The 23,430-nt window shown below is 64.0% G+C and carries 17 protein-coding genes and 1 pseudogene; 11 read left to right on the top strand and 7 right to left on the bottom strand.

What is annotated here, in order from left to right:
• Positions 1–123: 123 nt before the first annotated feature.
• On the top strand, positions 124–1,332 hold the full coding sequence (locus tag IVB42_RS30285; RefSeq protein ID WP_026234011.1) for a multidrug effflux MFS transporter: 1,209 nt from the start codon (positions 124–126) through the stop codon (positions 1,330–1,332).
• A 69-nt stretch (positions 1,333–1,401) separates the two neighbouring features.
• On the opposite strand, the gene IVB42_RS30280 is transcribed toward IVB42_RS30285, so the two are convergent.
• Entirely contained in the window at positions 1,402–1,752 is a 351-nt protein-coding gene (locus IVB42_RS30280) for a RidA family protein (RefSeq protein WP_026234010.1), read from the bottom strand.
• Positions 1,753–2,080: 328 nt separating this feature from the next.
• Here IVB42_RS30280 and IVB42_RS30275 point away from each other — a divergent pair, with 328 nt between their 5' ends.
• Positions 2,081–4,402 carry a molybdopterin guanine dinucleotide-containing S/N-oxide reductase gene (locus IVB42_RS30275; protein WP_247393604.1) on the top strand — a complete coding sequence of 774 codons (2,322 nt, stop codon included), beginning with the start codon at positions 2,081–2,083 and terminating at the stop codon, positions 4,400–4,402.
• 83 nt (positions 4,403–4,485) lie between these two features.
• On the opposite strand, the gene IVB42_RS30270 is transcribed toward IVB42_RS30275, so the two are convergent.
• Positions 4,486–5,469: an AraC family transcriptional regulator gene (locus IVB42_RS30270; RefSeq protein WP_018460351.1), complete on the bottom strand. Its 984-nt coding sequence runs from the start codon at positions 5,467–5,469 to the stop codon at positions 4,486–4,488.
• Positions 5,470–5,823: 354 nt separating this feature from the next.
• Here IVB42_RS30270 and IVB42_RS30265 point away from each other — a divergent pair, with 354 nt between their 5' ends.
• Complete coding sequence (locus tag IVB42_RS30265; RefSeq protein ID WP_018460349.1) at positions 5,824–8,706, top strand: winged helix-turn-helix domain-containing protein; 2,883 nt, start codon at positions 5,824–5,826, stop codon at positions 8,704–8,706.
• A gap of 49 nt (positions 8,707–8,755) precedes the next feature.
• Here the strand turns inward: IVB42_RS30265 and IVB42_RS30260 are convergent, their stop codons facing one another.
• The 4 genes from IVB42_RS30260 to IVB42_RS30245 all read right to left on the bottom strand — a co-directional run bounded on the left by IVB42_RS30260 (position 8,756) and on the right by IVB42_RS30245 (position 14,390).
• On the bottom strand, positions 8,756–9,712 hold the full coding sequence (locus IVB42_RS30260; RefSeq protein ID WP_026234009.1) for an alpha/beta fold hydrolase: 957 nt from the start codon (positions 9,710–9,712) through the stop codon (positions 8,756–8,758).
• 122 nt (positions 9,713–9,834) lie between these two features.
• The gene (locus IVB42_RS30255) at positions 9,835–10,536 is read right to left on the bottom strand and encodes a type 1 glutamine amidotransferase domain-containing protein (RefSeq protein WP_085384006.1); all 702 of its coding nucleotides are present in this window, start codon (positions 10,534–10,536) and stop codon (positions 9,835–9,837) included.
• Positions 10,537–10,720: 184 nt separating this feature from the next.
• Positions 10,721–11,428, bottom strand: a complete 708-nt coding sequence (locus IVB42_RS30250; protein WP_085348991.1) for a hypothetical protein — start codon at positions 11,426–11,428, stop codon at positions 10,721–10,723.
• A 118-nt stretch (positions 11,429–11,546) separates the two neighbouring features.
• On the bottom strand, positions 11,547–14,390 hold the full coding sequence (locus IVB42_RS30245) for a winged helix-turn-helix domain-containing protein (protein ID WP_018460345.1): 2,844 nt from the start codon (positions 14,388–14,390) through the stop codon (positions 11,547–11,549).
• Between the two features lie 331 nt (positions 14,391–14,721).
• On the opposite strand from IVB42_RS30245, the pseudogene IVB42_RS30240 reads away from it, so the two are divergent.
• The 6 genes and pseudogenes from IVB42_RS30240 (at position 14,722) to msrA (ending at position 19,957) form a co-directional block, all read left to right on the top strand.
• Positions 14,722–15,392, top strand: a pseudogene (locus IVB42_RS30240) (sensor histidine kinase).
• A 33-nt stretch (positions 15,393–15,425) separates the two neighbouring features.
• The gene (locus IVB42_RS30235; protein ID WP_018460343.1) at positions 15,426–16,151 is read left to right on the top strand and encodes a VOC family protein; all 726 of its coding nucleotides are present in this window, start codon (positions 15,426–15,428) and stop codon (positions 16,149–16,151) included.
• 264 nt (positions 16,152–16,415) lie between these two features.
• Positions 16,416–17,729: an epoxide hydrolase family protein gene (locus IVB42_RS30230; RefSeq protein ID WP_018460342.1), complete on the top strand. Its 1,314-nt coding sequence runs from the start codon at positions 16,416–16,418 to the stop codon at positions 17,727–17,729.
• A gap of 62 nt (positions 17,730–17,791) precedes the next feature.
• Positions 17,792–18,640 (top strand): enoyl-CoA hydratase/isomerase family protein, encoded by an 849-nt coding sequence (locus IVB42_RS30225; RefSeq protein WP_018460341.1) that lies wholly within the window; start codon positions 17,792–17,794, stop codon positions 18,638–18,640.
• A gap of 206 nt (positions 18,641–18,846) precedes the next feature.
• On the top strand, positions 18,847–19,269 hold the full coding sequence (locus IVB42_RS30220; RefSeq protein ID WP_018460340.1) for an OsmC family protein: 423 nt from the start codon (positions 18,847–18,849) through the stop codon (positions 19,267–19,269).
• A 172-nt stretch (positions 19,270–19,441) separates the two neighbouring features.
• Positions 19,442–19,957, top strand: a complete 516-nt coding sequence (msrA, locus tag IVB42_RS30215) for a peptide-methionine (S)-S-oxide reductase MsrA (protein ID WP_026234007.1) — start codon at positions 19,442–19,444, stop codon at positions 19,955–19,957.
• 49 nt (positions 19,958–20,006) lie between these two features.
• On the opposite strand, the gene IVB42_RS30210 is transcribed toward msrA, so the two are convergent.
• Positions 20,007–20,735, bottom strand: coding sequence for a TetR/AcrR family transcriptional regulator (locus tag IVB42_RS30210; protein ID WP_245288575.1), 729 nt, complete (start codon positions 20,733–20,735; stop codon positions 20,007–20,009).
• Positions 20,736–20,782: 47 nt separating this feature from the next.
• On the opposite strand from IVB42_RS30210, the gene IVB42_RS30205 reads away from it, so the two are divergent.
• Positions 20,783–21,928 (top strand): HlyD family secretion protein, encoded by a 1,146-nt coding sequence (locus tag IVB42_RS30205; protein ID WP_018460337.1) that lies wholly within the window; start codon positions 20,783–20,785, stop codon positions 21,926–21,928.
• Positions 21,925–23,421, top strand: coding sequence for an MDR family MFS transporter (locus tag IVB42_RS30200; protein WP_085361028.1), 1,497 nt, complete (start codon positions 21,925–21,927; stop codon positions 23,419–23,421). Before IVB42_RS30205 ends, IVB42_RS30200 begins: the two co-directional genes overlap by 4 nt.
• Positions 23,422–23,430 lie beyond the last annotated feature (9 nt).

Below are 23,430 nucleotides of genomic sequence, written 5' to 3'. Positions count from 1 at the left end.
ACATTCGCAGGACGACACCCAAGCAGTGGTTGTTCAGGATGGCATGCGTCCGGCCAGCATGCAGTGGGTAGGTGATCAGGCGTCCCTGCCTCGCCGCATCTGGACAGGACTTGGGAGCGCAGCATGTCCATTGAAGTCGAGGGCACGGTTTCTGCGGCGGGGCACGGACGTCAAGCAGGGGCGGCGGCGCGCAGAATAGTGATTTGTGCCCTGGCGGCGACAGGAATCCTTGCGACCAACATCTTCTTGCCTTCGCTGCCGGTCATCGCGGACGATTTGCATGTATCCAGCGCGGCGGTCACGTCGGCCTTCACGATCTTTCTGGCGATTTTCGCCATAGGGCAATTGATTGCCGGCCCGCTGTCGGACCGGTTCGGGCGACGCATGCCGATTCTGATAGGGCTCGGAATTTTCATCGCCGGTACGATCTGGTGCGCTTTCGCGCGCGATCTATCGAGCCTGCTGATCGGCCGATCAATGCAGGCTTGCGGCGCATGTGCGGCTTCGGTGCTTTCACGTGCGATCGCCCGGGATCTGTTCGATGGCCAGGCACTTGCAAAGGTCATGGCCTCGATCACCATGGCAACCGCGGCCGCCCCAGGCTTTTCACCGCTGCTGGGGAGTGCGCTCGATCTATTCTTTGGCTGGCGCTCGGAATTTGCCTTTGTCGCGGCCTTCGCGCTCTGCACGGCTTTGGCCTATGCGACCTTCGTCGGCGAAACCAATGACGGCGCGCGTCGTTCTCTGAATCCGCTCAAAATTGCCGGCTTCTATCTGGAGCTTGTTCGGGATCGCCGGTTCGTTGCGCCTGCTAGAACCGCTGGACTGGTGATGGCCGGTCTTTTCGCGATTTTCTCCAGCGCGCCGCGGGTGCTGCTCGAATCGTTTGGATTCTTGCCAATCAAACTTGGTGAGCTATTTGCGGGCGTGGTCTTCCTGGTGTTTGCGGCCGGCATGCTGGCGCCTAGGCTATCGGCGCGGGTTGGTTCCTGCCGTGCGACGTCGGTCGGCTTGGGACTAACCGTCCTCGGAGGCGCCGGGCTGCTTTGCGCGGTGCTGCTCGCGAACGGCGCGCTGCTGCCATTTCTGTTAGCGGCTTCCGTCTTTCTGTTCGGCGTGGGAATAGTGAGCCCGCTGTCGAGCGCGGCAGCGCTGTCGCCGTTTGGCAGCAAGGCCGGTATCGCCGCAGCCCTGTTCGGATTCTCGCAAATGGCGGGCGCTGCATGCGGTGCCTCTCTCGCGGCGATTGTCGCCAGCGATCCGGCCGTCGGGCTAGGAATCGTGCTGACAGTAACGTCGCTCGTGGCGGTTATCCTTCACGAGCGGCGCTAATCTGAGGTGGATCTTGCCGAGAACACAATGGGTTTGGTGTGAGGTTCTTTGCGGCGCCCTGGCATGCCACTATTGTCGAGCGGCGATGGCCGTGATCTCGAGTTTGACGCCGGGACCGAGATCCGCCACGCCGATTGCGGCGCGCGCCGGCAGATGAGCCTCTGCAAAATGCGCCTTCCAGGCCGCGTTGAAGTCTGCCTTCTCCTTGAGGCTCGTCATGTAGATGGTCACCTGCAAGACGTTGCTCAGATCGGATCCGAGGGTCTTGAGCAGCTGCGCCAACTGCCCGAGGACGTCATTTGCCTGGCCCGACATGTCGAGGCTCGTGTCCTCTGGGACGATTCCACCGATGTAGAGCACGCCATGATGCTCGACCACTTCGTGGAGCAGACCCTCGTAGGGCAAGACGCGCTTGATCATGATGGGACCGATGTTGTGTGTGACGGGCGGCATATCGCACATTTCAATGTCAGTGTCGTCGCAAAGAGATCTCGCGCCAAGTCTCACCGAAAGACGGACCGCGCGGCTCTGAATGCAACCGACTAAAGCGTTGAAAATAAAAGCAAAATTGGACGAAAAATCGCCGCCGGGTCGTTCCTGCGAACGTTCGCCAATCTGTCCTTGCACGAGCGCCCGGCATTTTCGCCGGCCCTGACCCGACGACATCGAAGCGCGGATCGCTATACTGCGACGCGGATGACATCGGTGCGGCCGGGACAGTGCCGCGACCGGAACAAGGAATGCGACGATGGACGATACGATTGGCTTCCCCGACCCCGGCCTCGACCTGTCCGACGGCTTCAAGCCGCACACCTCGCATTGGGGCGTGTTCTCGGCACGTCAAGGCGAGGCCGGGCTCGAGGTCAGGGCCTATGCGGGCGATCCCGATCCGAACCGCATCATCGACAATTTTCCCGGCGCGCTACGCCATCAGGCGCGCATCACCCAGCCGGCGATCCGCCGCGGCTGGCTCGAACGCGGTCCGGGTCCGGACGATCGCCGCGGCCGCGATGAATTCGTATCCGTCAGCTGGGAAAAGGCGCTCGATCTGCTCGGCGACGAGCTGGCACGCATCCGTGATACGCGCGGCCCCGGCGCGGTGTTCGGCGGCTCCTATGGCTGGTCGAGCGCGGGCCGCTTCCACCACGCCCAGAGCCAGGTGCATCGCTTCCTCAACATCGCCTTGGGCGGCTATGTGCGCTCGGTGAACTCCTATTCCTCCGGCGCGTCCTCGGTGCTGCTGCCGCAGATCCTCTGCGGCTACGAGGATATCACCAAGCGCAATGTCACCTGGGAGCAGATCGCGGCTGATACCGACATCGTGCTGGCGTTCGGCGGCATGGCGCTGAAGAACTCGATGGTCGCAGGCGGCTCGATCAGCAAGCATGTCGAGCGCGGCGCGATGGAAGCTGCGCGCCGCCGCGGCTGCGCGTTCATCCTGGTCAGCCCGTTGCGCGAAGACCTGCCCGTCGAGGCCGGCGCCGAGTGGATGACCTGCGTGCCCGGGACCGACACCGCGCTGATGCTCGGCATCGTTCATACGCTGATCGCGGAGAACCTGCACGACCAGGCCTTCCTCGATCGCTACACCGAGGGCTGGCCGGTCTTCCTGCGCTATCTCACCGGCGAGAGCGACGGCCAACCCAAGCACGCCGAATGGGCCGCCGCGGTCTGCGGCGTCGACACCGACACAATCCGCAAGCTGGCGCGCCGGCTCGCCGGCAAGCGCGCGCTCATCACCGTCTCTCATTCGCTCCAGCGCGCCGAGCATGGCGAGCAGCCGGTGTGGATGGGCATGGTGCTGGCGGCAGCGCTCGGCCAGATCGGCCTCTCCGGCGGCGGCTACGCCTATTCGTTGGGGGCAATCGGCTATTACGGTCGCCGCGTCAACGACGTGCCGGGGCCGACATTAGGGCAGGGCCGCAACGCTGTCCGCGATTTCATTCCGGTGGCGCGCATCGCCGACATGCTGCTCAATCCCGGCAGCGCCTATCGCTACAACGGCGAGACGCGCACCTATCCGGATATCCGCCTTGTCTACTGGGCCGGCGGCAATCCCTTCCATCACCACCAGGACATCAACCGCCTGCGCAAGGCGTTTGCGAAAGTCGACACGCTGGTCGTGCACGAGCTCGCATGGACTGCCACGGCCCGGCATGCCGACATCGTGCTGCCCTCGACGATGACGCTCGAACGCGAAGACATCGGCTATTCCAGCAACGATCCCCTGATGGTCGCGATGCACCGGATCGCCGAGCCGTTCGGCCTTGCGCGCGACGACTACGAGATCTTCGCCGATCTTGCCGACCGTCTCGGTGCGCGCGAGCCCTTCACCGAGGGGCGGACGTCACGTCAGTGGCTGGAACATCTTTATGAGCCGACCCGCGCCTCGCTCGAAGCGCGCGGCCTGGAAGCGCCGAGCTTCGAAGAGTTCTGGCGGCGCGGCAGCCTGGTGGTGCCGCAGCAGCCCGACGACGGTGGCCGGATGCGCCGCTTCCGCGACGATCCCGTCAATCATGCTTTGCCCACGCCGAGCGGTCGCATCGAAATATTCTCTGCCAAGATCGCAGGTCATGGTGATGCGGATTGCCCGGGCCATCCGGTCTGGCTGGAGAAGTCCGACACGCCCAAGCCGGGGGCGCCGTGCTTCCTGGTCGCCAACCAGCCCGTGACGCGTCTGCATAGCCAGCTCGATTTCGGCGGACATTCGCTTCAAAGCAAACATCGCGGCCGCGAGGTCGCGCGCATGAACCCGCAGGACGCAGACGCACGCGGGATCAAGCACGGCGACATCATCCGGCTGTTCAACGCGCGCGGCGCCTGTCTCGCCGCGGTCCACGTCACCGACGGCATCGCGCTCGGCGTGGTCCAGCTCCCGACCGGCGCCTGGTACGACCCGATGGACCCCGAAGACGACGCGCCGCTCTGCGTGCACGGCAATCCGAACGTGCTCACCCGCGACGTCGGCACGTCGTCCTTTGCGCAAGGCTGCACCGGTCAGCTCACGACAGTCGAGGTCGAGAAGTTCACCGGCAATCTGCCGCCGATCCGGGCTTTCGATCCGGTGTAGAAAAAAAGGGGCCGTCCTGTGTGGGTGCAGGGACGGCCCCGAGTGGCTCGCAGGCCCGGGAGGATGAGGGCGCGAGCGAATGCTTACGCGGCTGCGCTGATCCAGTCCCTCTCCGTAGCAGGACGACGCGGCGGGAGTGCTTGCACCTCTCGCCGTTCGCCCTTGCTGGCGAGGCGCCAGCGTGCCGGGGATTGATCGGTGATGCGCTTGAAGACAGTCGAAAAATGCGCCTGCGTGCTGAAGCCGACGGCGAGTGCGATCTCGGCCAGCGGCCGCTCGGTGGTCGCCAGCAACGTCTTGGCCTGCTCGATCCGGTGATTGAGCAGATATTCGCGGGGGCGATAACCGGTCGCGACGCGGAATTGCGCCGCAAAGTGCATTCTGGACAGGCCGGCGACATTGGCGAGCTCGGACAGGCTGATGCAGCGGTGGAAATGATCGGCGATATATTGCTCGACGCGCCGCAGCCGCCATTTCGGCAGGGCATTGACCTTGGCGCGTGGCAATTCCAGCCGCGCCAGATGCATCGCGAGGGTTTGGCCAATGCAGCGCGTGAACTCGTGGTCCGCGGCGTCGCCAAGTTCGATCAGCGCCTTGGCAAGCTCGGCCGCGAGCGGATCGCGCAACAGGACGAGATCATTCAAACCTTCAGTTCCGGAAAATTGTGCCGGAAATTGATCCGCGGAGATGTAAAAGTGCAAGAAGGCGCATGGCGACTGGAATTGTACGGCGAGGGGCTTTGACGGCGCGGTGAGATACAGTGTGCCCGCGGGCATGGTCCCGTCGAAAATGACCTGGCGATCCCGGGTCAGTTTCGCGCGCGTGGTCTTGAGGGCGATGCCGACGAAATAGCGATCCTCGGGCGTCGTCGCTTGGTGCGACGAGGTGCTCCGCGGGTCTTCCCATCGCGAGATCGCGATGTCCTCGGCCGCCGCTCCCGTGCGCGGATCGATCTGACGCCATTGACGCTCCCGAATGATCGCGTGTGTTGCCCGGGGGAACTCGCAATCCCCCGAGGTGCCCGGAAATTCAATCCAGGCATCACCTGCCTGCAAATTGGTCAACATCGTTCGTCCTCTCCGGGCGTTCTCCGCTGTTTGCAACCAGCAAACGCGCAAAGCCCACGTTTTCCATGGTGAGAGGATAGGCGTGAGCTGACCTGCAAGCTCGTTAGTGGTGATTAGGATGTGTTAGTTTTTGTGGGAGCGCATCAGGTGCGGCATCCCGTCTCAGGAAGCGTCGTTTTTGTACAGTTTATCAGACATTTGCGTATCCCCGACACGACTCAGGAGAGCACCGGTCATGGCGTGGAGATCGATGTGGAGGTGTGAGTTCTGTGGGTTGCCCTCGCTGGACCTCGCACTGGCGCCGGGTATAGTCGCGCCGCATTTCGCTGGAGCGGCCGTCAAGATGAGCCAAAAGTGATCGAGCTCTCGGCAGGACAGGGCCCCCGCGGCCGCGACGCCGCGGCGATCCCAGATTTCGATGCCGTCGCGTTCGGGCCATTTTCGCTGCGGTCGCGGCTGCTGGAGAAGGATGGCTTGCCGGTCAGGCTCGGCAGCCGTGCGATGGATATTTTGCGCCTGCTGGTCAGTCGCGCCGGCGAAGTGGTCCCGAAGAACGAAATTCTCGGCTATGCGTGGTCCGGACTTTCCGTCGAGGAGGTCAGCCTGCGCGTCCATGTCGCGGAGCTGCGCAAGGTGCTCGGCGACGGAAAGGATGGTGCCCGCTACATCACCAACATCCCGGGCCGGGGCTATTGCTTTGTCGCGCCCGTGCGGCGTGGCGGGCGCGCGGAGGTGGCTACACCGGCGTCGCGTGTGCCTGAAAGGGCCGCGCCGCCACCGTCGCTACCGCGCCGATTGGACCGGATGGTCGGGCGAGAGGACGCCGTGGCCGAGTTGGCAGCGCGCTTGCTCCGCGATCGCTTCGTCACGCTGCGAGGGCCGGGCGGCATCGGAAAGACCACCGTTGCGACTGCGCTCGCGCACGAGATGTGCGATAGCTTCGACGGCAACGTCCATTTCCTCGAATTCGGTCCGCTCAAGGACGGAGCGCTGGTCGCGAGCACGGTTGCAGCCGCGTTGGGCCTCGTCGTGCACCACGAGGACCCCTCGGCCAGCATCGTCAATTTCCTGCGCGGCCGCCGGCTGCTTCTCGTGCTCGACAGCTGCGAGCACGTCATCGAGGAGGTCGCGCGCCTTGCAGAAAACATCTACCGGGAGGCGCCTGGCATCGTCATCCTCGCAACCAGCCGCGAGTCGCTGCTGGTGGAAGGCGAGCAGATTTTCGAGCTCGTTTCGCTCCCCGGTCCGCCGCAGGGCACCCGCCTCAGTGCCGGCGAGGTGCTTGCTTATCCCGCCGTGCGCCTGTTCGTCGATCGCGCCGTCGCGGCGGGGCATCGCGACGACATCACCGACGAGGATGCCGAAGTCCTGGCCCGGATTTGCGGCAAGCTCGACGGCATCGCGCTGGCGATCGAGCTGGCTGCCGCACGTGTCGGTCTCTATGGACTGCGCGAGATGGCGGCGCTGCTCGACAACCGGCTGCAGCTCGAATGGCGCGGGCGGCGGACGGCGCCGCCGCGGCAGCAGACGCTCGGCGCTACGCTCGACTGGAGTTTCGGTCTGATCGGCGAGAGCGAGCGGATCGTATTTCAGCGCCTCGCCGTCTTCGCAGGTCACTTCACGTTGAGGGGCGCGATAGCAGTCGCGGCCGGGGCGGAGATGGCGGAGGATCGCGTCGTCGAGGCCCTGGAGCAACTCGTGGTGAAGTCGCTGGTTTCCACCCAGCCGGACGGCGCATCGCGGCGCTATCGCCTGCTCGACGCAACGCGTGCCTATGCCCTGCAGAAACTGGCCGACGGCGGACAGCTGGCGCAGATCGCGCATCGTCATGCTCTCTATGTTCAATGCACGCTCGAAGCGGGCATGAGGGACAAGGAGGGCGGCGATCATGCGTCACGTTTGCAGGAAAGCGCGAGCCTGCTCGCCGATGCCCGCGCTGCGCTGCAATGGGCTTATGCCAACGACGACGGCGCCGGCTTGCGCGTGCCGCTCGCCGGCAGCTGCACAAGGCTGTTCGTCGAACTCAATTTGCTGAACGAGGCCCGCATCTGGTCCGATCGCGCACTCGCAATGCTGGACGAGGCCGACCGGGGCGGCGCATGGGAGCTCGAACTTCAGTCGACGCTCGGTCACGCCTTGATGTTCACCGAACGTAACAGCGAGCAGGCGGAAGCGGCGCTCAGGCGCGGGCTGGAAATAGCGGAAGCGCTTTCCGATCACGCCAACACATTCAGGCTGTTGTCCCGGCTCAACATGTTCTACCGCCGGACCGGTCGCTATCGGCATCTGGTGCCGACTGCGCTTCACGCCGAGCGGATTGCCCGCGTCATCGGCGATACCGCGGGCATCGCCGGGAGCAAAGCGCTGCTCGGCGTGTCATATCACCTCGCCGGAGACCAGGCCGCGGCGCAGGCTCATCTCGACCAGGGCCTGCGAGACGACGCTGCGCTCCGCGGCACCCAACCCGGGCATTTCGCCTACTCACGCACACCGCAAATTCCGCTCGCGCGCGTGCTATGGCTGCGCGGCTTTCCCGATCGTGCGCTCGAATGCATCCGGCCGCTGGTCGGCGCTTCGGCGCCGCATGACGTGGTCATGCATTGTATCGCATTATGCTGGTCCGCTTCGGTATTCGGCTGGCTCGGCGACTGGTCGTCGGTCGAGGCGATGACCGGTCGTCTGACCGCGCATGCGAGCATGCACGGGCTCGTGCCTTACGAAGCCGTCGCGGCGGGTTTTCGGGCGCAGAGCATGATCGCTCGGGGCGAGGCGGCCGGCGGCGTCGACCTGATGCGGAGTGCGCTTCCACGCCTGCATGCCGACCGCTACGAACTCTATGCCTCGGCGTTCGCCGCGGATCTGTCTCGGGGCCTGGTCAGCTTGGGACAATTGACGGAAGGCATTCAGGTTCTTCACGAAACCATTCTGCGGGTCGAGCGGGAAGGCGGCGCGTTCGACATGCCCGAGCTGCTCCGTCTGCGGGGAGAGCTGGAGGTCCAGGGCGGCAATCCCGACGCGGCCGAGGCCGATCTTGTCGCCTCGATCTCGCTCGCCGAACAGCAGGGCGCGCTATCGTGGCGGCTGCGAGCCGAGATGTCGCTGGCGCGGCTTCGAACCCGGCAGCATGTGCAAAATCCGCTCGAACAGCTCGCTCAAACCTATGCCCGGTTCTCCGAAGGGTTCGAGACCGCCGATCTCATTGCAGCACGACGCATGTTGAACGAACCGGGGGCCTGAACAGTCGATACGACCGTCTCTTCTCGCTGCTGAGCGCGTCCATCAGCGCTCAACCCTTGTGTCCAGCCAGCTGCCCCAGGAAGTCGCGGACAAGCAAAGCGATCTCGTCGGTGGCTTCATCCAGCGCGAAGTGGCCGGCTTCGAGAATGTGAACCTCGGCATCCGGCACGTCGTCGCGATAGGCCGTCGCGCCTGCGACGGCGAATGACGGATCGTATTCGCCCCAGACCACCAGCGTCGGTGGCCGCGTCTGGCGCAACCAAGCCTGCCATTTCGGATAGGAGGCGACGTTGGTCCGGTAATCCAGGAACAGCGTGGTCTGAATCTCGGCCTGGCCGGGACGCGTCAGGAACGCGTATTCGTCGATCCAGGTGTCGGGGTCATAGCGCTCGGGACGCGGACTGGAGCCGAGATGCCGCTGACTCGTCGCCTCCAGGGACGTAAAGTTGGCCTTGAGCGCCTCGACCTCGTGCGCCGGGTCGGCCCAGTACTTCCTGCGCGCATTCCAGAGCGGGCTCAGCCCCTGCTCGTGCGAAACCGCGTTCTGGACGATGACACCGCGGACGCGTTCGGGATGCGCCAGCGCCATGCGGAAGCCGACAGGGCCTCCGTAGTCCTGCATGAACAGGACGTAGTCGGTGAGGCCGAGCTTCGTTGTGAGCTCGCCGATCACGGCGGCGATGTTGTCGAACGTATAGGTGAAGTCGCATGGCGGCGGCGCGCTGCTGTTGCCGAAGCCGGGATAGTCCGGCGCGATGAGATGATATTTGTCGGCGAGCAGCGGCATCAGCGGCTCCCACATCCGCGACGACGAGGGAAATCCGTGGAGCAGCAGCACCGTCGGAGCGTCGGTGGGCCCAGCCTCGCGGTAGAAAATCTCGAGACCCCGGATATCGGTCTTGTGATAGCTGATCGAGCGCCGGCTCGATCGCAGATCCTGTGCCGAGGCCTGCACGGTCGCGCAGGCCAAAGCGGCCGAGAGGGCAAGAGTGGCTGGGATGTTCATGTCATCGCTCCGAATCCGGCATGTGAAGTGAAGATGTGTCGCAAGTAGGGGACATCCGCTTGTGACGGCGGCGTCGAGAGGCACCATCGCGGGCGCCTCTCGCGATGTGCCGCATCTGGGCTTTACGACGCGCGCGCCAGCGGCTCGCCCTTCAGGGCGGCGAGCAGGGCCTGCGCGGCCGGACCCGAGGAGTGCGGGTTCTGGCCCGTGATCAAGAGGCCGTCGGTGACGACGTGAACGCCCCAGTTTGCCGTCTTCGAGAAGACGGCGCCAAGCTTCAGCATTTCGTCTTCGACCAGGAAAGGCACCACCTTGGTGAGGCCGACGTCCTCCTCTTCACCATTGGTGAAACCGGTCACCTCCTTGCCCTGAACCAGGGGCTTGCCGTCGGGCGTCTTGACGTGGCGCAGCGCACCAGTCGAATGGCAGACCACGGCGACTGTCTTGCCGGCGGCAAGGAAGGATTCGATGAGCTTGACCGAGTCCTTGTCCTCGGCGAGGTCCCACATCGGGCCGTGACCGCCGGGATAGAAGACGGTGTCGAAATCTTCCTGCTTGACGCTGTCGAGGCGAACCGTCTTGTCGAGTTGGGCTTCGGCGGCGACGTCGGCCTCGAAGCGTAGCGTCAGGTCGGTGCGGAATTCGCGCTCGTTGCTCTTGGGGTCAAGCGGCGGACGGCCGCCTTTCGGCGAGGCGAGGGTGATCTCGGCCCCGGAATCCCTGAAGATGAAATAGGGGGCGGCGAGCTCCTCGAGCCAGAAGCCCGTCTTGCGCCCGGTGTTGCCGAGCTGGTCGTGCGAGGTGATGACCATCAATATTTTCATGACCGTTCTCCTTGAGTGCGTTTGCTGCGATGACGCGCTCCATTGCGGTGGAGATGCGCGGAGCTGGGTCTCGTTCGAGCACGTCACGTCGTTCGTTGCTCGCGAACCCAATCTGCGCTCAAGGCCGACTGTTGGCTCGTTATGTATTGTTAGACGTTGAGAGTTGGAGATATCGCGCGGGCCGCTACTCGAAGACGGCGTCAAAGATCTCGACATCCATCAGCACGGGCTTGGCGACCACGGTTCCGTCGGGCCGCAGCGTCTGCGCGCGTCGGAGCGTCGGCACCACGATGCCGCCGAAGCTGTCATGGGCCCAGGAGTAATGCGCGACTTTCATTCCGAACAGATCGTGATCGGTCCGCCGTTGCAATGCGTTCTCGTCGAAATAGAAGATCTGTTCGGGCGCGAGCGTGATCAGGCTCGGTGGGAATTGCGCCCGCAGCCGCCGCCATGACTCGTTATTCTCCTGCCACGGCGGCAGCTCCTCCACCAAGACATCGGGATGGGCGAGCAGGAATGGATTGGTCAGATAATTCCAGATCGCGACGCCGCAGAAGAAGACGAGATGCAGCTCGCCCGCGAGCGCGGGCGAACCGGCCTCGGTGAACGCAAGACTCGGATTGCGCCAGGTCCGCAGAATCTCACCTTCGAGGCTTTCGATCGTGATCGCGTCCGGCTGAAACGAGCCGGAGTGTTCGCCTCCGGTGATGCCGGTGAAGCGGACCGATTGCGTGCGGGTCGAGCCCTCCGCCGTCACGTCCTTGAATTCGCTGGCATGTCCGGTGCTGGAGAACAGCGTTCCCGCGACGGAGAGGTGAAGCGTGAACCGGCTCAAGCTATTCCAGCGGGCCATTCCGCCGCTGGCATCAATTACATCGTCAAGAAGCGCCATGTCCCGCCATATCCACCATGAAGTGCCACCACCATGGCGGGGCGGATGCGGCTTGGCGTGTTAGAATTTGTTAGGAGTTGCGAGCGGATAGCCTTGCGGTATCTCATTGAAGATACTCTCAATTCAGCGCCGCAAGGAGCTCCCTGGCGGCGACGAGATCACGGGTCTGGAGGCCCTCCTGGTACCGCGCGACGAGGGGGGCGAGCAGGGCGCGTGCGTCGGCGGCTTTTCCGGCCCCGCGCCAAACCCGGCCGAGACTAATTGCCCCCCGCAGCTCCCAGCCGAGCGCGCTTTGGCGGCGTGACAGATCGAGCGAGTCCAGGAAGCAGCTTTCGGCTTCCGCGGCATTGCCCGACCGGGCGAGGATGTCGCCCTTGACCCTGAGCATCTCCGGCATGTCGAAGGATTCGCCATGATCGGGGATCTCTGCGATGGCATCGTTGATGGTCTGCAAGGCTTCGTCGGCCTGGTTCTGCGCCACAAGTCCCTCCGCGAGCGCGGTCGCAAACACCGTGGTCATGATCCGGTGTCGCGTCGCGTACAGCGTGGCCTGGCTGCGGCGGAGGTGCTCGATGCCGGCGGCGACGTCGCCGCGGCGAAGCAGCAGCTCACCCTTCTGGCCGATGCCGACCGCGTGATAGGGCCCGAGGAAGTGGCGCGCGGAATGATCGATCAGCCGCTCGATCAGGATTTCCGCATTGGCCAAGTCGCCGACCCAGAGGAACACGTAGATGGTCCAGATCAAGGAAATACCGAGAGTGAGCGGCTGTTCGAGCAGTTCGGCTTCGCGAACGGTGTATCTCGACGCCTCGATCGCACGATCGGGCCGGCCGGTGAGCCAAAGCCCGCGTGCCAGCGCCACCAGTGCGACGATGCGGTCGTCATAGCCGAGATGGCCGATATTCAGCCGCTGCGAGCCGGGATTATGCAACATCGCGCTCTCGCAGAGCTGCACCGCCTTGTCCTGGTTGCCGATCAAATGATGGGCGACGCCCAGCATCCATTCGACGTTCAGCGTGCTGGCGGGATCGTTCAGCTTCCGCGCGACGCTCTCGCCCTGTTCCCCGGTTCCGAGTGCTCCGTGAAAATCTCCGACCCTGGTGAGATAGATGTGCAATCCGCGGAGCAGCCAGAGCTGCCAGTGCAAATCCTGGAGCTCCTGGGCAAGCTGGAGACTGCGCGTGAATGCCGAGCGGACCGCTTCGGTATTGCCCTGCGTGAACATCGCGGAGACGCCGAGCGCGGCCTGCAAGATCATTTCATTGCGGCCATCCACCGCGCTCGCGTCGAGGGACGCCAGCGCCTGCTGGGTCCAGCGGTAGCATTCCGTCAGCAATGTCAGCTCAAGGAAGAATTGCGCCGCTGACGCCGCCAGATCCACGCCGATCGTTCGGTCCCCGCCGTCCGAAAAGCTCCAGGTCAGCGCGGCCCTGACGTTGGGCAGGTGGTCGGCATAAGGAAGGAAGCCGCCGGCGCTCTGCATGCCCGTGGATTTGACGGCGATGTCGCGCAGGAAGTCGCGGAAATATTCGGCATGGGCACGTGCGACGCGGTCCGCTTCGCCGTTCTCGACGAGCTTCTCCGCGACGAAGGCACGTGTGGTGTCGAGCAGGCGATAGCGCAGCCGCCGCTCCGCAGGCGAGGTCGCGATCAGCGATTTGGAAAGCAGATTGGAGATCGCCTCGGCGGCTTCTGCTTCGCCAATGCCCTGACAGGATGCGACCGCAAGCGCGGCTTCCAGGGTGAATGGCCCGACGAATGCCGACAATCCGCGCAGCGTTGCGCTTTCGGTTGCCGGCAGCAAATCATAGCTCCAGGCGAGTGCCGCACTCAGGGTGTGGTGCCGCGGCACAGCGGTGCGCCGCCCGCGCCACAGCAGCGAGAAACGGCTGTCGAGCAGAGAGGCCGTCCCAGCGATGCCATAGGCATTCACGCGCCCGGCCGCGAGCTCGATGGCGAGCGCGATGCCGTCCAGCCGACGGCAGATATCGGCGACGAGCGGCGCATCCTCTTCGCTGAGCTCGAATTCGCTCAGACTCTCTGCGATGCGTTCCACGAAGAGCTGAGTTGCAGGATAGGCAAGGATGTCGGCGATGCCGAGCCCGTCGCGCTGTGGCGGGCAATCCAATGGAAACAGCCGATGGACACGCTCACCTTCGGCGCGGAAAGATTCGCGGCTGGTGGCGAGAATATGCAGCTCGCCCGCTTCCCGGACGATGCGCTCGGCCAGGGGGGCGAGATCGTCGAGGATGTGCTCGCAACTGTCGAACACCAGCAACATCCGCCGGCTGCGCAGGAATGCCAGCAACCCCGGCATCGGGTCGTCGGAATTGACTGTCAGGCCCAGCGCGGCCGCAATCGTTCCCGTAACGAGCCGGGTCTCCCTCAGTGCGCCGAAATCGACAAAACACACTTGGCCGTCGAAGGCCTGGAACTCGCGATGCGCGACCGCCAGTGCGACCGAGGTCTTGCCGATCCCGCCGGGGCCCACGATCGTGACGAAGCGATGCAAGGCAAGCTCGGCGGAAATCTTCTCGACCGCATCGTCTCGCCCGATCATCTTCGCGAGCGGCGAGGGCAGCGAGCGCGGCGCAGCAACGGGCAGGCTGGTCCGGTTCTCCGATGGGGCGGCCCGGAGCAGCGCGGCCGTGAAGCAATAACCCCGTCCGGGGACGTTGACGACGTAGCGGGAGCCTTCGCCCGGATCGCCCAAGGCCTTGCGCAGCGTCGTGATGTGAAAGCGCAGGCTGCCTTCGTCCACATTCACGTCGGCCCAGACCCGCCGCATCAACTCACGCTTGTCCACGACCTCGCCCGCGCGCTCGGCGAGAAAAACGAGAATGTCGAGCGCACGGCCACCGAGGTGAACCGGGGCGCCGTCCTTCTCGAGCAGCCGCGTCTTTGCGAACAGCCGGAATGGCCCGAAAGCAATGGCCGAATCCTGGTCGTTAGTGTCCGGCACGGGCCAATCATTCCAGTGAGAGCTGAACTCTGCACTTTGATCTAGCAGAAGGGAACCCTGAGTAAACTGGCCGAAAGTGGCGAAATCGCGTGGAGGGTGCCGGCAATTGGCCGGTCGCGCGCGACGATCCGTCGCAAATTGTACTCAACGCGAGCCTCTTTCGAAGCGATCGGGACAACCCGGCAGTGTGCTTGACCGACCAGCTCACGTTCGGAGTGCCCGTCGTCGTACCCCATCATAACAGAATCTTGCAACGTCTAACGAGCAATGCGCGCGAACTGCATCCAGTATCTGTTCCGAGTTTGACGCTAATTCCAACGGGGAGGCTACGATGTCCGGTATCAATGCTCGGCCGAATGACGACGTCGTTCGATCTCAATTTGTGGCCAGTTTAGACGATCAGTCGCGTGACTGGGAGCTCGTGCTGCGGGAATCCCACCATCGGATGAAGAATACGCTGACGATACTCGGTGCGTCAGTCCGCCGCGATTTCACCAGAACGGGTACCAGGGATGTGTCGCTTGCAGCGGACCGGCTCGAGCGGCGCATTGTCGCCTTCGGCAGGCTCTATCAACTCTTGTCCGACAATGACGACCATACGGCGATCCCGGTGGCGGCCTTCTTCGAAAATCTGTGCGGAGCGATTTCCGAGGCCGTGCTGGAGCCGGCGGGCATCCGCTGCGAGGCTGCAATTGAAAGCGGCACGCTGCCGGCGTCGCAATGCCATCGGCTCGCGCTGATGCTGACGGAGCTGGTAACGAATGCGGCCAAGCATGCCTTCCCGAACAGGAATGACGCACTGATCCGCATCGAGACGGCCAATCGCGACGGCGCCTGGTTCTGCACGGTAATAGACAACGGGATCGGCGCGACGGGCCGCTTCAGGGCACCGGCAGCCGGATTCTCGAAGGACTCGCACGCAGCATTCACGCCCGGCTGCAGGGCGAGGCGGGAGAGGACGGCACACGCGTAACCATCGTGATGCCGATCGCAGCTGCTTGAAGCTCGTCTTAAATCCAACCCAGGGAGTTCGACATGGCCACTACCGAAATCGACCGCGACGCCGCGGCCAAGCCTTCCAACAAGCCTTCCAACAAGTCTGCCAACGAGCCTTCGGTATCGCGTAGCGTTGATCAGAGGCTCGAGGTGATCGTGATCCCCGTGTCCGATGTTGATCGCGCCAAGGCCTTCTACGCGCGTCTCGGTTGGCGACTGGACGCCGATTTTGCCTCTGGCGATGATTGGCGCGTGATCCAGTTCACGCCGCCAGGTTCGGCCTGCTCGGTGATTTTTGGCAGGAACGTGACGGCGGCAGCGCCGGGCTCGGTGCGAGGCCTCTACCTGATCGTCTCCGATCTGGAGGCGGCGCGAAAGGATCTGCTGGACCGCGGCGTCGAGGTCAGCGCTCCATTCCACGGTGCCGGCGATGTTCACGCGGGGACCGACGAGCCTTATCTCTCCGGCAGCGTTCGGGTGAGCGGTGCTGACCCGAAGCGCGGCAGCTACGGCTCATATGCGTCGTTCAGCGATCCCGACGGCAATGGCTGGTTGTTCCAGGAGGTCACGACGCGATTGCCGGGACGGATCGCGGGCGACGGCACGACATTCGCTTCGCAGGCTGCGCTGGCCGCAGCACTGCGCCGCGCGGCGGCGGCCCATGGCGAGCACGAAAAGCGGACCGGCGGGCACGACGAGAACTGGGCCGATTGGTACGCCGATTACATCGTCCGCGAACAGGCGGGCCAGCCGCTGCCATCCTGAGCTGGGCAGCACGGATTCTTCGACTGATGCAAGCCGACACGGCGCGCGATGACTGAGCTCATCGCGCGCCGTGTTGTTTTGGCGGCGCGCGTCGCGAGTCGACGATCGCTCTCCTCGGTGTCGCGCGGCTCGCAACGGCTAACGCGCTCTAACAACCCATAACGAGCAAATTGCCAGGGCCTGCGCCAATCTCTCGGCATGGCGAACCGAGGCGTTTATGTCAAATTCGGTCAGCGTCACCGACCAAAGCCAGGGAGATCGAACATGACCACGCAAGCACGTACCGACATTCTCAATCCAGACCGCCGTCAACTGTTGAGTCAAGCCGCGATGACCGCGGTCGCGGCAAGCGTGTCGAGCCTGCTGCCGCTGCATTCTGCGAAGGCCGGCGTGAGCGGGGCGGTCCGCCCGTTCCACGTCAGCGTGCCCGAGCAGGATCTGCTCGATCTCCGTCGCCGTCTCGCCGCGACGCGCTGGCCTGATCGTGAGATCGTTGCCGATCAATCGCAGGGCGTGCAACTGACGACGGTGCAGCAGCTCGTGAGCTACTGGCAGAACGACTACGACTGGCGCAAGATGGAGGCGCGGCTGAATGCCTTGCCGCAATTCGTCACCGAGATCGACGGCGTCGACATCCATTTCATTCACGTCCGCTCCAGGCACGAGAATGCCTTGCCGATGATCGTCACGCATGGCTGGCCCGGTTCGATCATCGAGCAGATGAAGATCGTCGGCCCGCTCACCGATCCCGCCGCACACGGCGCGACGGCGGCGGACGCTTTTGATCTCGTGATCCCTTCGCTCCCAGGCCACGGTTTCTCCGGCAAGCCGGCGGAGCTGGGCTGGGATCCCCAGCGCGTCGCGCGTGCCTGGATCGTGCTGATGAAGCGGCTCGGCTACAACCGCTATGTCGCGCAAGGCGGCGATTGGGGCAATGCCGTGACGGAGCAGATGGCAGTGATCGCGCCGCCGGAACTGCTCGGCATCCACACCAACATGCCCGCGACCGTTCCTGACGACATCGCCAAGGCGCTTCAGCCCGGCGGATCGCGGCCGTCGAACCTCTCGGCCGACGAGCGCTACGCTTACGATCAGCTCGATGACTTCTACAAGCACGGTCTCGGCTACGCGATCGAGATGTCCAACCGGCCGCAGACACTCTATGGCCTGGTGGATTCGCCGGCGGGCCTCGCGTCCTGGATGCTCGACCATGATGCGCGCAGCGCCGCAATGATCGCCCGGGTGTTCGACGGCAAGACGGAAGGGCTGTCGCGCGACGACGTGGTCGACAACATCGCGCTCTACTGGCTCACCAACACCGCGGTGTCGTCGGCGCGGCTGTACTGGGAGAACAAGCTGGTGTTCTTCGAGCCCAAGCACATCAAGATCCCGGTCGCCGTCAGCGTCTTCCCGGACGAGATCTACGCTGCGCCGCGCAGCTGGACCGAGAAGGCCTATCCGAGGCTGATGCACTACAACCGTCTCGACAAGGGCGGCCATTTCGCCGCCTGGGAGCAGCCCGCGTTGTTCTGCGCGGAAATGCGCACCGCCTTCCGACCGCTGCGTCAGTCGATCTGAGACCTGCGGGGACGCGCACTTCCGCGCGTTCCCTTCTTTCCCCACAGACCAGGAATCCAATCATGAACCGCCCCGAACGCACCTTCACGACCGACCAAATCCGCCTGGAACGTCGGCTGCCGTCGTATTGGCGTGTCACCTTCGACATGCCCCCAGTCAATATCTTCGGCCCCAAGCAGCTTCCGCTTCTTGATGACGTCGTCAAGGCGATCGAGACCGATCCTGAGGTGAAGGTCGTGGTGTTCGACAGCGCCGTCGAAGGCTTCTTCATCACGCATTACGACTTCCTCGCGCCGCTGGAGGATTCGCTTCGTATCCCGCCGGGGCCGACGGGCCTGCAGGCACTGCCCGACATGCTGGTGCGTCTCAGCCGCGCGCCGGTGGTTTCGATTGCCTCGATTAGGGGCCGTGCGACCGGCGTCGGCAGCGAACTGGCGCTGGCAAGTGATATGCGCTTTGCCAGCCGCGAAAAGGCGGTCCTGTCGCAATGGGAGGTCGGTGCGGGCCTGGTGCCCGGCGGCGGCCCGATGGCGCGGTTGCCGCGCCTGATGGGCCGCGGCCGCGCGCTCGAGGTTCTGCTTGGCGCCGACGATATCCACGGCGATCTCGCCGAACGTTACGGCTATGTGAACCGCTCGTTGCCGGATGCCGAGCTCGATGGCTTCGTCGAGGCGCTGGCCATGCGCATCGCGTCCTTCGACAAGGAGGCGATTGCCGAGACCAAGCGCCTCGTCGACGTTGCGAGCCTGCCACCGGATATCGAGATCAAGCCGGAATGGGACGCGTTCCTGGCCTCGCTCAGCCGCCCGGCAAGCCAGAGCCGCATCAAGGCGCTGATGTCGCGCGGCTTCCACCGCGCCGGTGATGTCGAGAACCGGCTCGGCTTCCATGTCGGACAGATCGGTAGCTAAAGCGTTTTCAAGCGAAGTGGATACCGGTTCGCGTGAAGAAAACGCGTCAAAGCAAGAATCAAGTTCCGTTCCGATTTTATCGGAACGGGATTTGGCGGAACTGCTGCGGCGCTCGGCCGGTTGGAACGGCGACAGGCAGTCGTGCCAATGTCGCTTTCGTACCGTACCGAGTGCCGGTGCTAAAAAAATCAACCAGGAGAATTGAGATGATCCGCAAGGCAACAGCAGTCTGGAAAGGCACCGGTCGCGATGGCACTGGTCAGTTATCGAGCGAATCCGGCGTGCTCGCCGCGACGCCTTATTCGTTCAAGACCCGCTTTGAGAACGAGAAGGGCACCAATCCCGAGGAATTGATCGCTGCGGCCCATGCCGGCTGCTTCACTATGGCGCTGGCCTTCGGCCTGCAACTCGCCGGCTTCACGCCGGACGAGCTCACGACTGAAGCTGCGGTCAGCCTCGAGCCGGAAGGCAAAGGCTTCAAGATCAGCAAATCGGCGCTGACGCTACGTGCCAAGGTGCCGAACCTCGACGACGCTGGTTTCGCCAAGATCGCGGGCGAGGCCGAGAAGAACTGTCCGGTGTCGAAGGTGCTCAACGCCGCAATCACGCTCGACGCGAAGCTGACGTAAGGCGCGCTCAATTTATGTCCATCTGGTTCTGCTTGGGGAAGCTGAGGTCGTCGAAGCTTTGGCCTCCACGAGAGGAACCGGATGGGCAAATGCCTGGCTTTCGACTGGGCCGCCGAAAGCATAGGATGCGACGGGTTCAGAACGGACAGACCGATCAATTGGGAGTGGAGATATGACAACGGAACGCGCAATTTTGGCCGGAGGCTGCTTCTGGGGCATGCAGGATCTGATCCGCAAGCAACCGGGCGTGGTCTCCACCCGCGTCGGCTATACCGGCGGCGCGGTGAAGAATGCCACCTACCGCAACCATGAAGGTCATGCCGAAGCGATCGAGATCACCTTCGATCCCGCCAAGACCAGCTTTCGGACCATGCTGGAGTTCTTCTTCCAGATCCACGATCCGACCACGCTCAACCGCCAGGGCAATGATTTGGGCACGAGCTATCGCTCGGCAATCTTCTATACCAGCGACGAGCAGAAGCGGATCGCCAAGGACACGATTGCAGACGTTGAGGCGTCCGGTCTCTGGCCTGGCAAGGTCGTGACCGAGGTCGCGCCCGCGGGCGAGTTCTGGGAAGCCGAGCCGGAGCATCAGGATTATCTCGAACGCTATCCGGACGGGTACACCTGCCACTTCATCCGCCCCGACTGGAAGTTGCCGCGGCGCGGGGCTGCCGCGGCAGGCTAAAGCTGGTCGTCGCTATTGCCGGGGAGAGCCATGGCTGAAATCCGCGAGATCATCGCCGGCATCCGCAGATCACATCGACCGCTTTTCGGGCCATCTCCCTCAGCTCGGAGCGGCGGGCGCCGGCACGGGCGCGAATGGCGATGGTGTGCATCGTGGCTGAAGCGAGAATGGCAAGCGCCGCCGGATCGGCGTCGCGCTTCAGTTCGCCCTTGTCCTGCGCGAGCCGGAAGCGGGCTTCGAAATCGGCATCTATCATGCGCAGTCCCGCCGCAACGCTGCTCCGGATCGCGGCATCTTCTGCGACTTCGGTCACCGCCGTCCCCACCACGAAGCAGCCGCGTGCGGCTCCCTTGCCGGAAAAGTAGATCGACAGCGCCGCGTCATAGGCCAGGATCAGCGCTTCGTCCAAGGGATGGTCCCCGGCGAGAGCCTCACGCGTCGCGGCAAGGCTGATCTCCCAATACCGCGCGAGGGCCTCGAGATAGAGCGCATGCTTGTTGCCGAACACCGCGTAGAGGCTCGGCGGACTCATCCCGGTCGCGGCAGCGACCTTGTCCAGGGAGGTACCGGAATAACCGGTCCTCCAGAACGTTTCCGTTGCCCGCTTCAAGGCCGTCTCTGCGTCGTAGGCCGGTGGGCGTCCCCGGCGCGCCGGGCTCGTTTCGCTCTTTTTCCGTGCCATATCGTCAGAACCCCGGTTGGCATGTTCCACACGCATATTTGTATGGATCGTTATAAAAATCAAGGTCGCGGACTTGATCGCCGCGTCGGGGTACAATATTTGTAACGAACGTTATTAAATAGATTGAACCCGAGGATCTTCCGATGCGTTTCGATTTCGCGCCAATCGCCGGCGGGCTCGGCGTTCGCAACAGCTTCCGCCCGAGCGACGCAGCCGCCCAATGGTTTGGGGCAGGGCTCGGCAAGCCGCTGCGACGGCCGCTGATGCTTGCGCTGCCGATGGCGGCGGCCGTGGTCGGCGCATTCATCTATCTGGCGCAGGAGCAATATGTCTCGACCGACGACGCCTTTGTGCGTGCCGCCAAGGTGACCATCAACGCGCGCGTTTCCGGCCAGGCGGTCGAGATAGCCGTGCGTGACAACGAGCGCGTCCGGCGGGGGCAGGTGCTGTTTCGCATCGACCCGGAGCCTTATCAAATTGCCGTCGACCAGGCCGAGGCGCGCCTCGGCAGTGCGCGGCTCCAGATCGAATCCCTCAAGGCGACCCACCGTCAGCAGCAGGCGGAGCTGCAGTCGGCCAAAGAGACGGCTACGTTCGACGAGCACGAATTCGACCGCAAGAGGATGCTGGTTGCCTCCGACTTCACGCCACGCGCGGTCTATGAACGGGCCGAGACGGATCTCAAGGTCGCTCGCCAGCGCGTGGCGTCGGTCGAGCAGCAGATCGCCACCACGATCGTCGCACTCAACGGCGAGCTTGAGGGTGATGTCGATCGCCATCCGGCAGTCCGCGCAGCCAAGGCACAATTCGACCGTGCGCGGCTGGATCTCTCCTACGCCACCGTGACGGCGCCGGACGACGGCATCGTGACCAAGGTCGACGATCTCCAGATTGGTGGCTTCGTCAATGCCGGGGCACCGACGTTCTCGTTGCTGTCGAGCCGGCACGTCTGGGTCGAGGCGAATTTTCGCGAGACCGGTCTCACTCATATGCGCCCTGGCCAGGAGGCGACGATCGACGTCGATGCCTATCCCGATCGCAAGTTCAAGGCACACATCGTCAGCATGAGTCCGGGGACCGGCTCGGACTTCTCGCTCCTGCCGCCCGAGAATGCGACGGGAAACTGGGTCAAGGTCGTCCAGCGATTGCCGGTGCGCTTGGAACTCGACGATCTCGATCCAAACCGGCCGCTGTTCTCAGGCATCAGCGTGACGGCGCGGGTCGATACAGGCCATCGCCGCAGCTGGGCGCATCTGCTCCAACCGGCGCTTGCGATGGAGGGCAAATGAGTACGCCCCTCCCATCGTCCACGGCGCCCGGCGGTCATCACGCGATCGCCGCGGCCGCCCTCATGGCGACCTACATGCAGGCCGTCAACATCTCGATACCGAACGCGGCGCTACCCCATATTCAGGCGACGCTCTCGATGGCCAATGACGAGGTCGGTTGGGTGTTTTCCTCATATATCGCGGCGAGCGCCGTGACCATGTCGATCACGCAATGGCTGGCGGGACGCTACGGTCGGAAGGTGGTCTATCAGGCCGCCGTCACGATCTTCGTGTTGGGTCTCGCGCTCGACGCGCTGGCGACGACGTCGATTCAGTTCGTGCTGGCGCGAATCCTCCAGGGCGCGGCGAGCGGACCGCTGGCACCGCTCTCGCTGGCGATCCTGCTCGAGGCGACATCGCCGGTGCGACATGCGCGCATGAGCCTGGCGTGGACCGTCTGCTCCCTACTCGGCATCAGCAGTGGCCCGGCCATTGGCGGCTGGCTCAGCGAATATTACGGCTGGCCCTCGATCTTCTATTTCAGCCTGCCGATGACGGGCTTCATTTTCCTGACGATGGCTCAGCTGCTCCGCGAGAAGCGGGCGGAGCGGAGCCGGTCCTTCGACTTCTTCGGTCTGACGACGTTCTCCGTCGGCATGATCGGGTTGCAGATGTTGCTCGACCGCGGGGAGCGCCTCGAATGGTTCGCCTCGACGGAAATCTGGATCGAGGCGGGCGCCTCCGTGCTCGGCTTCTATCTCTTCATCGTGCACGTCATGACGACAAAGGAGCACTTTCTCCGCACGGCGCTGTTCAGGGACCGCAATCTCGTGCTCTCGACGGTCATCTCCTTCGCGCTTGGCTTCGTGCTGCTGCCGACCCTGGCCTTGACGTCCCCGATGCTGGAGGAATTGCTCAACTACCCCGTCGACACCACCGGATACATGACCGTTCCTCGCGGCGTCGCGCTGGTGGGGGCGCTGGTGCTGACGAGCCTGGTCCCGGCGCAGATCGACTACCGGCCGTTCCTCGTGGGTGGAATGACGCTGGTGGTCTATGCCAACTGGCTGATGCTTGGCTATTCACCGGCGATGGATTGGCGGCCGGTCGTCGAGGCCGGCCTGCTCCAGGGAGCGGGTCTCGGCATGTTGCTGCCCGCGCTCGCCAGGGCCGCGTTCGGCACGCTCGATCCGAAGCTCCGCCCGGAAGGCAGCGCGCTGATCAACCTGTCGCGCCTCTATGGCAGCACCATTGGCATCGCGGTCGTCCAGCTCTTCTTCTACGCCAACACGCAGGCTGTGCATGTCGCACTCGCAAAGAACCTCACGCCCTATCGTGTCGCCGCTTACGTCGGGGGCTCGGTCGGCAAGCCGGGTCTTGCGGCCCTCAACGGCATGGTCACGCGTCAGGCGGCGACCGTCGCGGTCATCGACCAGTTCGAGATCCTGATGTTCGCCATGCTCGTCATGATTCCGCTCGTGTTTTTTCTCCGTAAGCCGCGGCCTACCGGTTAACGCCTGGAG

The organism is Bradyrhizobium sp. 45 (assembly GCF_023073155.1).
In the GTDB taxonomy this organism is placed as follows: domain Bacteria; phylum Pseudomonadota; class Alphaproteobacteria; order Rhizobiales; family Xanthobacteraceae; genus Bradyrhizobium; species Bradyrhizobium canariense_D.
This window is presented reverse-complemented; position numbering and strand designations above follow the sequence as displayed.